Source organism: Proteus vulgaris (genome assembly GCF_033708015.1).
Classification (GTDB): domain Bacteria; phylum Pseudomonadota; class Gammaproteobacteria; order Enterobacterales; family Enterobacteriaceae; genus Proteus.
Window position 1 is genome coordinate 1025689 of the sequence record NZ_CP137920.1, and the last position, 12123, is coordinate 1037811.

The following is a 12123-nucleotide window of genomic DNA, read 5'->3' on the forward strand; positions in this document are numbered from 1 at the left end:
TGATGTTAGAACAAATGGGGAAATCGGCAAGAGAAGCATCTTGGCATTTAGCTCAACTATCAACAGAGCAGAAAAATCAGGCATTATTAGTCATGGCTGATTTATTAGAACAACAAGAAGCTTCAATTCTTGCAGCAAATGAAAAAGATATGCAAGCAGCTCGTGAAGCGAATATCAATGCCGCTATGCTTGATCGTTTATTACTTAATTCTGCACGTTTAAAAGCAATTGCAGATGATGTACGACAAGTGTGTCGCTTAGAAGATCCAGTGGGTCAAGTTATTGATGGTCGCATGTTAGATAGCGGTTTACGTTTAGAGCGTCGTCGTGTGCCGTTAGGGGTGGTGGGCGTTATTTATGAAGCTCGCCCTAATGTCACAATAGATGTGGCTTCTTTATGTTTAAAAACAGGTAATGCGGCTATTCTTCGTGGTGGAAAAGAAACCCATCATACTAACCAAGCGGTTGTTGCTGTTATTCAACAAGCATTAGAAAAATGTGGTATTCCTGCTGGCGCTATTCAGGCGATTGATAAGCCTGATCGCGAGTTAGTCGCTAGAATGCTAAAAATGGATGAGTATATTGATATGCTTATTCCACGAGGTGGTGCAGGATTGCATAAACTTTGCCGTGAACAATCAACCATTCCTGTTATCACTGGTGGTATTGGCGTTTGCCATACTTTTGTGGATGAAAGTGCGGATTTAGAAAAAGCATTAACGGTTATCATCAATGCAAAAGTACAACGTCCAAGTGCGTGTAATTCTTTAGAAACGCTCTTAGTACACGAAAATATTGCTGAGTTATTTTTGCCTCAGTTAAGTGATGCTATGGCAGCTCAAAAGGTAACTTTGCATTCAAGTGAGAAGGCTTTGCCAGGGTTGAAAAAAGGCGGAGCTACTGTTGTTGTTGTGAAAGATGAAGATTATTGTGATGAATGGTTATCACTTGATTTGAATGTAGAAGTCGTGGGTGGGTTAACGGAGGCAATTAACCATATTCGTCGTTATGGCACAGCACACTCTGATGCTATTTTAACGCAATCTCTTGCTAATGCTGATCGTTTTGTTCGTCAAGTTGACTCAGCTGCTGTGTATGTTAATGCGAGTACACGCTTTACTGATGGTGGACAGTTTGGTTTAGGTGCTGAGGTTGCTGTGAGTACACAGAAATTACATGCTAGAGGACCAATGGGATTAGACGCCTTAACGACCTATAAATGGATTGGTTACGGTGATAATACAATTCGTAGCTAATTGTTGAGAAGATGCAATAAGCCACACTCTTTTAAAGTGTGGCTTTATTTTTTTGTTACATCAGGTATGATGTTTTATACTTTACAATATGTAAATTTTTTATTACACCCCCTTAAAGGGAACACGCTATGGAGATAGTGCATTTTATGGATAGTACAATTTACCTTATCGGACCTAGAGGTGCAGGAAAAACAACAGTAGGTAAAGCACTTTCCCTTACTTTAAATTATAGATTCATTGATACGGATGATTGGATAACTAAGAAATATCAACAAACTATATCTTTAATGGTTCAGGAAAAAGGTTGGGATTTTTTTCGTCAAACTGAGTCAGAAGCATTAGTTGAAGTTAGCCTGCCTAACCAAGTTATCTCAACAGGAGGGGGGATGATTTTAGCAGATGAAAATCGTGCTTATATGAAATCTTCAGGTGTTATTATTTATTTACAAGCATCTCTTGAAACGTTAGTTGAGCGTTTGTCCCAAGATCCAAATGAAGCCCAAAGACCAAGTTTGACGGGGAAAACGTTAATTTCAGAAATGAATGACGTTTTGGCTAAACGTGAACCTTTATATTTGCAATGTGCTGATATTATTGTTGATGCGGGATTACCTATAAATGAAATAATTGAGGGAATTCTCGCAAAACTCACTAAATGATTAAGTAGTCATCTGATATACAGGATAAAACAGGGAACATCTATTTTATTTTCATCACATCCTATTTATAGTAAGGCTAATTATAGCAAAATGAGATATGGATATGATGTTGATAGCGTTTTTTAAAACACTATTTAGATTCTTATTTAGAATAAGAATTGAAGGACTTGTTAATCAGTTTTCACAATATGAAAAATGTATAATTACGCCAAACCATACTTCTTTTATTGACGGTATATTATTACGTTTATTCCTGCCAATTAATCCGGTGTTTGCTGTTTATACCTCTGTTGCTTCTGCAAAAACAACAAGATGGTTAGGTCGTTATGCTGACATCGTGCCTTTAGATCCCGCCAACCCAATGGCTGTGCGTCAATTAGTTAAAGAAGTGGATAAAGGTCGTCCTGTTGTGATTTTCCCTGAAGGAAGGATCACAGTAACAAATGGTTTGATGAAAATTTATGAGGGTGCTGCTTTTATTGCCGCAAAATCAGGTGCTAAAGTTGTTCCTGTTAGAATTGAAGGGGTTGAATTTAGTTATTTCTCACGAGTCCGTAAAAGTTTACAAGTAAAGTCTCACCTTTTTCCTAAAATCACTATCAAGGTGCTTCCTGCGGTTGAATTACCGATGCCAAAAGTGGAAAAATCTTCTGAGCGTCGTCGATTAGCGGGTGAAGCTATGCGTGATATCATGATGGAAGCCATCATGCAAACTCGCCCCAATATCACGTTGTATGAAGCATTCTTACAGGCAATGTCTCAATATGGTCGGTTTAGTCCACTCATTTCTGATATCAATTTAAAAGAAGATTCTTATCAAGGGTTACTGAAAAAAACACTCGGGATCAGTCGATTAATTGAACGCTATACTGAACCGAAAGAGCGTATAGGTTTACTGCTTCCAAATACAACAGTCACTGCAGCGGCACTATTAGGTGCAACAATGCGTCAACGTGTTGTGGCAATGCTTAATTATACAGCGGGTAGTTTAGGTGTACAAAATGCGATGAAAGCCGCATCAATTAAAACTATCTTTACATCACGCCAGTTTTTAGAGAAAGGGAATTTATTACATATTCCTGAGCAAACGCCAGAAGCTAATTGGATTTATCTTGAGGATCTAAAAGATACGGTCACGAGTGAAGATAAACGCTGGATCCTCAAACATCTCATTACGCCTCAAAAAGCGATGTTACCGCAAGATGCTCATGAAGCAGCCGTTATTCTATTTACATCAGGATCTGAAGGAACACCTAAAGGTGTTGTTCATAGCCATTCAAGTTTATTAGCTAACGTTGACCAAATTCGTGCTATTGCTGATTTTTCACCGAAAGACAAATTTATGTCAGCATTACCGTTATTCCATGCCTTTGGTTTAACTGCCTGTCTGCTAACCCCAATTTGCTTGGGGGCGCGCGTTTTTCTTTATCCAAGCCCGCTACACTATCGAGTCGTACCTGAATTAGTCTATGACCAAAACTGTACAGTATTATTTGGAACATCAACCTTTTTAGGAAACTACGGGAAATTTGCCCATCCTTATGATTTTGCCAGAGTAAGATATGTGGTCGCTGGAGCTGAAAAGCTTTCTGAATCAACTCGTATTTTATGGCAAGAGAAATTTGGTATTCGTATTTTAGAAGGCTATGGCGTAACAGAATGTGCACCCGTTGTGTCAATCAATGTGCCTATGAGTGCCAAAGCGCATACAGTAGGTCGTTTATTACCGGGTATGGAAGGGCGTTTAATTCCAATGAATGGTATTACTGACGGCGGTAGACTACAACTACGTGGTCCTAACGTTATGATGGGATACTTGCGTGTAGAATCACCTGAAAAATTGGAAGTGCCTGTCGCAACCAATGCTGAAGGTATTGACGAAGAAGGTTGGTACGATACAGGTGATATTGTGGCTATTGATAGCGAAGGTTTTTGTACTATTAAAGGACGTGTAAAACGCTTTGCAAAAATTGCGGGTGAAATGGTTTCTCTTGAAGGTGTTGAGCAACTTGCACGTAAAGCATCTAAAGGTGAACATGCTGTTGTGACAATAAGTGATAAACGCAGAGGCGAATCATTAGTACTGTTCACAACCGATAATCAATTAGATCGTAGTACGCTGTCTGCATTGGCAAAATCGGAAGGTGTTGCTGAAATTTCTGTACCAAAGGATATTCGTTTTATCAAAGAAATTCCTGTTTTAGGAAGTGGGAAAACGGATTTTGTCTTATTGAAGAAACGTGCTGAACAGGAAAATAATTAATGTCTGAGAATATTAGCCAGCCTCCTTTAATGAGTAGAGGAATGAAAGCGGTATTAATATCGCAATTTCTTTCTGCGTTTGCTGACAATGCATTATTGTTTGCGATCCTTGCTCAGTTCAAATCGGCACTTTATCCAGAGTGGAGCCAACCTGTTTTACAAATGGTTTTTGTGCTGGCTTTTATTCTTTTAGCACCTTTTGTAGGGCAATTTGCTGATCGTAATCCTAAAGGTAGGGTAATGCTCAGTGGTAACCTTTTAAAATTTATCGGCGCATTTCTTATCTGTGTTGGCTCTGATCCTTTCCTTGGTTATGCATTAGTAGGAATTGGTGCTGCTGTTTATTCCCCTGCTAAATATGGCATTTTAGGTGAATTAACAGATGGTGAGCGTTTAGTTAAGGCGAATGGCTTAATGGAAGCTTCTACCATTGCGGCTATTTTGTTGGGATCAGTCATTGGTGGTTTACTCTCAGATTGGAGCATTGTTTTTGCATTAGGTGTTTGTGCAGTAATGTATGCTTTAGCTGTATTTGTTAACTTTGGTATACCTAAATTATCAGCTGCTCAAATTGGTCGTGGTTGGAGCATTAAAAAAATGTTCACGCAGTTTCTTGAGGCTACACGTACTTTATGGGCTGATAAAGAAAGTCGCTTTTCTTTAGTGGGAACCAGCATGTTTTGGGGCGCAGGAGTAACATTGCGCTTTTTGCTTGTTCAGTGGGTACCTATTGCTCTTGGTATGACTGATAATACAACACCGACTGTATTAAATGCGATGGTTGCTATTGGTATTGTAGTCGGTGCTGGATTAGCGGCTAAATTTGTGACACTGAAAACAGTACGTCGTTGTATGCCTGCTGGTATTTTAATTGGTCTTGGGGTTGTTTACTTCTCATTGCAAACCTCAATTATTCCATCCTACCTAATTCTTATCATCATCGGTATTTTTGGTGGCTTCTTTGTCGTGCCATTAAATGCGTTATTACAGAATAAAGGAAAGCACAGTGTAGGGGCTGGTAATGCTATCGCTGTACAAAACTTAGGTGAAAATACCGCAATGCTATTAATGCTTGGACTGTTCTCACTGGTTACAAGCATTGGTGTCTCTGTTGTTGCTATTGGAATTGGTTTTGGTGCTATCTTTGCCCTTGCAATTGGTGGTTTATGGTTATGGGATTGCACCAGAAAGAAATCTTAAACAGTGGGATTTAGAATAGAGGTTAGATGAACCTTAATGATAAATTACGATGAAATGACCCGCCTAAGTATTGAAGTGGGTAAAGCGTTACTTGAAAAGAAAAGTACGATAACAACGGCTGAATCTTGCACTGGTGGATGGATTGCGAAAGTAATCACTGATATTTCTGGAAGTTCTGAATATTATCACCGTGGCTTTGTCACATATAGCAATGAGGCAAAGCATGAAATGATCGGTGTAGATAAACAAACTTTGCTTAAATACGGCGCGGTGAGTGAGGAAGTTGTTCTTCAAATGGCTAAGGGGGCGCTGACAACAGCTAATGCAGATTTTGCAGTGTCTGTTAGCGGTATTGCAGGCCCTGGTGGTGGTAGTGAAGAAAAACCTGTTGGTTTAGTTTGGTTTGGTTTTGCAATGAAAACATCAACAGGCATTCAAACTAAGGCAAAACACTGTATATTCAATGGTTCACGAGAACAAGTAAGAGCTGAATCTGTTATTTTTTCTTTAAAATCAATCCTTAAAGAAATTATTAATAATTAACTTGATACTGTATGATTATACAGTATAATGAGTTTCAACAAGCAAAATCATATACGTTTTAATGGTAGTGACCCATATTGATGTTTCACTGCCCAGAGGGAGATAACATGGCTATTGATGAAAACAAACAAAAAGCATTGGCCGCAGCACTTGGTCAAATTGAAAAGCAATTTGGTAAAGGGTCTATCATGCGTCTGGGCGAAGATCGTTCCATGAACGTTGAAACCATCTCTACGGGTTCTTTATCATTAGACGTTGCTTTAGGTGCTGGTGGTTTACCACGTGGTCGTATTGTTGAAATCTATGGTCCTGAATCTTCAGGTAAAACAACGTTAACATTACAAGTTATTGCTGCCGCTCAACGTGAAGGTAAAATTTGTGCATTTATCGATGCTGAGCATGCTTTAGATCCTATCTACGCTAAAAAACTAGGCGTAGATATTGATAATCTACTGTGTTCTCAGCCTGATACAGGTGAACAAGCCTTAGAAATTTGTGATGCATTATCTCGTTCTGGCGCTGTTGATGTTATTGTTGTTGACTCCGTTGCTGCTTTAACGCCGAAAGCAGAAATTGAAGGTGAGATTGGTGATTCACATGTTGGTTTAGCGGCTCGTATGATGAGCCAAGCTATGCGTAAATTAGCTGGTAATCTGAAAAACTCCAACACATTGCTTATTTTCATCAACCAAATTCGTATGAAAATTGGGGTTATGTTTGGTAACCCTGAAACCACTACAGGTGGTAATGCGCTTAAATTCTACGCATCGGTTCGCTTAGACATTCGTCGTATCGGCTCGGTTAAAAATGGTGATGAAGTCGTTGGTAGTGAAACACGCGTAAAAGTGGTGAAAAACAAAATTGCAGCACCATTTAAACAGGCTGAATTCCAAATTATGTATGGCGAAGGTATCAATACCTTTGGTGAACTCATTGATTTAGGTGTTAAACATAAATTGGTAGAGAAAGCCGGTGCATGGTACAGCTATAACGGTGAGAAAATTGGTCAAGGTAAAGCCAATGCAACGACTTACCTAAAAGAACACCCTGAAATGTATGATGAGTTAAACACTAAACTACGTGAAATGTTATTAAATCATGCAGGCGAATTTACTAGTGCGGCTGATTTTGCTAACAATGGTGATGATGCGACAGATATTGAAGAAACAGAATAATAATCTTTTTCCAATATCTAAATTACTAAATTGAATGTGTATTAAAACATATTACGGTTATCGTAGTTGTAAACCACTAGTCAATTAATGTGATTTAACTCACTCAAAAAGGAAGCTCTAAAACGGCTTCCTTTTTACTGCATGTTGCTTTTTTCATTTAAAAAGAGGCAAAAAATTAGTCTTATTTTGTTTTCTTTTTATAAAAATAGCCTTTAACACTACTTTATTGAATATAACGATATTTTTTACTGATTCATTTTATATTGTTATATGAATTTTTATATAGTGAAATTTTGGTGATATATCCATGCTATTAAATAATTAAAATAAGAATCATTACGATGATCTGGTTGCACCAGATAATAAATAATTGACCTATAAAGATAAATACCTTCAATATATTTGGATCTAATTTAAGTTGTATTTAGAGGTTTGCTAAGATGTAAGGTCACTTTTATACAGATAAGCGCTTTTATTTTAGTAAGTTATCGCACGTTTAGTCTCTTTTTTAAGTAATAGTGCTTATGTGTTTATGACTAATAACAATGAGAAGAAACGATTGTTCAGAGAAAAGAAACGTATAGAGAGTAATCTTGCAAAAAATCAGTAATAACAAATACTTTTTAATAATTACAAAATGAAAATACTTTAAATTGATAACATTTTCTAAGATAATTGCTCTTAAATAGAGAAAAGTCCCATCCTCAAATAACAATCCCACTTTCAGAAAAAAACTAGACGATTTACAATGTCAACACGAATAAGTTTATCGGGGGTTTTACTTCTGGCAGAAGAAATTCTATCTTATCCCTACTTATGTATTCGTTGGCTAAGTAGAGGTAACAATAAACCTCCTCTAACTAGATTTCTAATTTCTGTTTTTCCAGCTTGATTTCGGGATAATTATGAGCAAAAGCACCGCTGAGATCCGTCAGGCGTTTCTCGACTTTTTTCATACTAAAGGACATCAAATAGTACCTAGCAGTTCTTTGGTTCCAAATAACGATCCAACATTGCTGTTTACAAACGCAGGGATGAACCAATTCAAAGATGTATTTCTTGGATTGGATAATAGACCTTATTCCCGAGCGACAACCGCGCAACGCTGTGTGCGCGCAGGTGGTAAACATAACGATTTAGAAAATGTGGGTTATACCGCTCGTCACCATACCTTTTTTGAAATGCTAGGTAATTTCAGCTTTGGTGACTACTTCAAACATGATGCAATCAACTTTGCTTGGGAATTATTAACAGGCAAAGAGTGGTTTAACTTACCTAAAGAAAGACTTTGGGTAACGGTATATGCCACAGATGATGAAGCTTATGATATCTGGAATAAAGAAATTGGTATTCCAGCAGAAAGAATAATCCGTATTGGTGATAACAAAGGCGCACCATTTGCATCAGATAACTTCTGGCAAATGGGGGATACAGGCCCTTGTGGACCTTGTACTGAAATATTTTATGATCATGGTGACCACATTTGGGGCGGGCCTCCAGGATCACCAGAAGAAGACGGCGATCGCTATATTGAAATTTGGAACATCGTCTTCATGCAATTTAACCGTAAGTCAGACGGTACAATGGATCCCTTACCAAAACCTTCTGTTGATACTGGAATGGGGTTAGAGCGTATTACCGCTGTTTTACAACATGTTAACTCTAACTATGACATTGATTTATTCCGTTCTTTAATTAAATCTGTTGCACAGGCGACTAATGCAACGGATTTAGAGAATAAATCCTTACGCGTTATTGCCGACCATATTCGTTCTTGTTCATTCCTTATTTGCGATGGTGTTATCCCTTCTAATGAAGGTCGAGGTTATGTTCTACGTCGTATTATTCGTCGTGCAGTACGCCATGGCTATATGCTTGGTGCAAAAGATACCTTCTTCTATAAGTTAGTCGCTCCATTAATTGATGTTATGGCAGAAGCGGGTGAAGAATTAAAACGTCAACAAGCTATCGTTGAAAAAGTATTAAAAACGGAAGAAGAGCAATTTGCTCGTACATTAGAACGTGGTCTTCAATTATTAGATGAAGAGCTTGCTCAATTAACAGATGACGTTCTTCCGGGAGAAACCGCTTTCCGTCTTTATGATACATATGGTTTCCCTCTCGATTTAACTGCTGATGTTTGCCGTGAAAGAAATATCAAGGTTGATGAAAAGGGTTTCGACGTCGCGATGGAAGAGCAACGTAAACGTGCTCGTGAATCTAGCGGCTTTGGTACTGACTATAATAGTCTAATCAAAGTGGATAGCCGCAGTGAGTTCTCTGGCTATGAGCATAATGAACAGCAGGGCACTATTACCGCTATTTTCCATAATGGACAATCAGTCACTGAATTAAAAGCGGGCGAAGAAGGTATTATCTTCTTAAATAAAACCGCATTTTATGCAGAGTCTGGTGGTCAAGTTGGTGATAAAGGTGTTCTGACAGGTAAAAATAGCCTGTTTGAAGTCACAGATACGCAAAAATACGGTAAAGCTATTGGTCATATTGGTAAAGTTAACGTAGGGTCATTTATTGTTAACCATAAAATCAATGCCACTATTGATATTGCTCGTCGTGATGCTATCCGTTTAAATCACTCGGCGACGCACTTATTGCACGCAGCATTGCGCCAAGTTCTGGGTACGCATGTGACCCAAAAAGGTTCCTTAGTTAACGATAAATATTTGCGTTTTGATTTTTCTCATTTTGAAGCCGTTAAACCAGAACAATTACGAGAAATTGAAGATATTGTAAATGCGCAAATCCGTCTTAACTCACCCGTTATTACTGAGTTAATGGATCTTGAAGATGCGAAAGAAAAAGGTGCGATGGCGCTCTTTGGTGAGAAATACGACGAACGTGTTCGTGTTTTAACAATGGGTGACTTCTCCACTGAGCTTTGTGGTGGTACCCACGCTTCTAGAACGGGTGATATTGGTTTATTCCGCATTGTCAGTGAGTCAGGTACGGCTGCGGGTATTCGCCGTATTGAGGCGATTACCGGTATTGCGGCAATTGAGAGTGTCCATGAACAATCAGATCTTATCTCTCTAGTTGCACAAGTTCTAAAAAGTGATGGTACAAACTTGGTCGAAAGAATCAAAACAGTCCAAGAAAAATATCGTTTATTGGAAAAAGAACTCCAACAACTAAAAGATCAGCAAGCTGCCCAAGAGAGTTCTTCTTTAGGTAGCCAAGCTAAAAACGTGAAAGGTATCAAACTTTTAGTTCGTGAGCTTAATGGTGTTGAGCCAAAAATGTTAAGAACAATGGTTGATGATTTAAAAAATCAATTAGGTTCTGCAATTATTGTGCTTTCTACTATTTCTGATGGTAAAGTGAGCTTAATTGTTGGGGTCACTAAAGATTTAACTGCTAAAGTTAAAGCTGGTGAGCTAATTAGTTTTGTAGCACAGCAAATTGGCGGTAAAGGTGGCGGTCGCCCTGATATGGCTCAAGCGGGTGGTACTGACGTAGAAGCCTTACCAGTAGCTTTGGCAAGTGTTGACGAGTGGGTTGAATCGCATTTGTAAGCGATCACAACCTGAAAAAAGGCGCTATCCCTGTTTGTATAAGGATAGCGCCTTATAGAGATGTTGATAATCCGTTAAATAATCAATCGCTAAATTTATATTTTGTTATGAAGTATAGGTTACTTGTGATAAAAAATGATTATACGAATTGACAATGTATGATGGATAATGGCCGGGAAATTCTAGAGACCCGACTCTTGTAAATTTTCAAGGAGCAAAGAATGCTTATTCTAACTCGTCGAGTTGGTGAAACGCTTATGATAGGCGATGATGTGACCGTAACCGTTTTAGGGGTTAAAGGTAATCAGGTACGGATTGGCGTAAATGCACCCAAAGAAGTATCTGTCCATCGTGAAGAGATCTATCAACGAATTCAGGCCGAGAAAACTCAGCCTACTGATAACTACTAAACCCATTCCTATTTTTTAGTTAGTTACAATTCATTCGTAAGCGTCCACACTTTTGCCGGGTTTGGGCGCTTTTCTCTTTATAAGACTTTTGATTCCCTTCTTTGTTCCTATCTTTGCTCTTCTTGAGCTGTATTTATTATTACACTATCCGTTTATTCTGATTGACAGAATTGAAAGTCTTTTTACCTCTAATCATTCGCTTCATAATTATTTGATGTGCGAATAAATTTATTTACTAAGAGAATAAAATACTTGAATGATTTTTCATCAGCGATATCATTGTGTTTAGCACTTTTTTAGCTAATCTTGATGATAAACGCATCAGTTTGTTTGTGAAGTGTTCAAACAAACGTATATTCGTAAAAAGTTGAGAAAAATTGTTTGACTTCTTAGGCTGAGAAAGTAATATGTGCGCCACACAGAGACGAGATGTTCAGTAGGAACTTCTTCGAGTGGTTCTAAATATGGTGAGATGGCCGAGAGGCTGAAGGCGCTCCCCTGCTAAGGGAGTATGCGGTCAAAAGCTGCATCGAGGGTTCGAATCCCTCTCTCACCGCCATTTAGATTTGCATCCTTAGCTCAGCTGGATAGAGTACTCGGCTACGAACCGAGCGGTCGGAGGTTCGAATCCTCCAGGATGCACCATATTCCAACCCCATGATTAACGTATGGGGTTTTTATTTTGGTGCAAATGGTGAATAATTTGCATTAAAAGAGTAAAGTATTAAAACGGCGCATCCTTAGCTCAGCTGGATAGAGTACTCGGCTACGAACCGAGCGGTCGGAGGTTCGAATCCTCCAGGATGCACCATCTTATTACTCAGATTGCCAATTGCAATATGAGTTGCTAGAAAAAACTACGATGCATCCTTAGCTCAGCTGGATAGAGTACTCGGCTACGAACCGAGCGGTCGGAGGTTCGAATCCTCCAGGATGCACCATCTTTTATTAGATATTTTAGTTTAATTATTTTTAGCAAAACGTCAGACCTGCATCCTTAGCTCAGCTGGATAGAGTACTCGGCTACGAACCGAGCGGTCGGAGGTTCGAATCCTCCAGGATGCACCATTTTAAAAGCCTCGCTA

General features: G+C 38.7%; 8 protein-coding genes and 5 tRNA genes. All 13 read left to right on the forward strand.

The window, feature by feature from the left end; translation table 11 throughout:
- Window positions 1-2: 2 nt before the first annotated feature.
- The 13 genes from SB028_RS04800 to SB028_RS04860 all read left to right on the forward strand — a co-directional run bounded on the left by SB028_RS04800 (window position 3) and on the right by SB028_RS04860 (window position 12106).
- Window positions 3-1256, forward strand: a complete 1254-nt coding sequence (locus tag SB028_RS04800) for a glutamate-5-semialdehyde dehydrogenase (protein ID WP_069367087.1) — start codon at window positions 3-5, stop codon at window positions 1254-1256.
- Between the two features lie 146 nt (window positions 1257-1402).
- Window positions 1403-1915, forward strand: a complete 513-nt coding sequence (gene aroL, locus SB028_RS04805; RefSeq protein WP_069367088.1) for a shikimate kinase AroL — start codon at window positions 1403-1405, stop codon at window positions 1913-1915.
- A gap of 103 nt (window positions 1916-2018) precedes the next feature.
- Window positions 2019-4178, forward strand: a complete 2160-nt coding sequence (aas, locus tag SB028_RS04810) for a bifunctional acyl-ACP--phospholipid O-acyltransferase/long-chain-fatty-acid--ACP ligase (RefSeq protein WP_077885054.1) — start codon at window positions 2019-2021, stop codon at window positions 4176-4178.
- Entirely contained in the window at window positions 4178-5377 is a 1200-nt protein-coding gene (lplT, locus tag SB028_RS04815) for a lysophospholipid transporter LplT (protein WP_069367089.1), read from the forward strand. Before aas ends, lplT begins: the two co-directional genes overlap by 1 nt.
- 36 nt (window positions 5378-5413) lie before the next feature.
- A complete protein-coding gene (pncC, locus tag SB028_RS04820) occupies window positions 5414-5920 on the forward strand; it encodes a nicotinamide-nucleotide amidase (protein ID WP_069367090.1) in 507 nt (168 codons plus the stop codon).
- A gap of 107 nt (window positions 5921-6027) precedes the next feature.
- Window positions 6028-7095 (forward strand): recombinase RecA, encoded by a 1068-nt coding sequence (gene recA / locus SB028_RS04825; RefSeq protein WP_069367091.1) that lies wholly within the window; start codon window positions 6028-6030, stop codon window positions 7093-7095.
- Window positions 7096-8000: 905 nt separating this feature from the next.
- A complete protein-coding gene (alaS, locus tag SB028_RS04830; protein WP_069367092.1) occupies window positions 8001-10628 on the forward strand; it encodes an alanine--tRNA ligase in 2628 nt (875 codons plus the stop codon).
- A gap of 221 nt (window positions 10629-10849) precedes the next feature.
- A complete protein-coding gene (csrA, locus tag SB028_RS04835; RefSeq protein ID WP_004244778.1) occupies window positions 10850-11038 on the forward strand; it encodes a carbon storage regulator CsrA in 189 nt (62 codons plus the stop codon).
- 466 nt (window positions 11039-11504) lie between these two features.
- Window positions 11505-11597, forward strand: a tRNA-Ser gene (locus SB028_RS04840).
- Window positions 11598-11606: 9 nt separating this feature from the next.
- Window positions 11607-11683 (forward strand) — tRNA-Arg (locus SB028_RS04845).
- 89 nt (window positions 11684-11772) lie between these two features.
- Window positions 11773-11849 (forward strand) — tRNA-Arg (locus SB028_RS04850).
- Between the two features lie 53 nt (window positions 11850-11902).
- Window positions 11903-11979, forward strand: a tRNA-Arg gene (locus SB028_RS04855).
- Window positions 11980-12029: 50 nt separating this feature from the next.
- Window positions 12030-12106: transfer RNA gene (locus tag SB028_RS04860), tRNA-Arg, on the forward strand.
- Window positions 12107-12123: the final 17 nt, after the last annotated feature.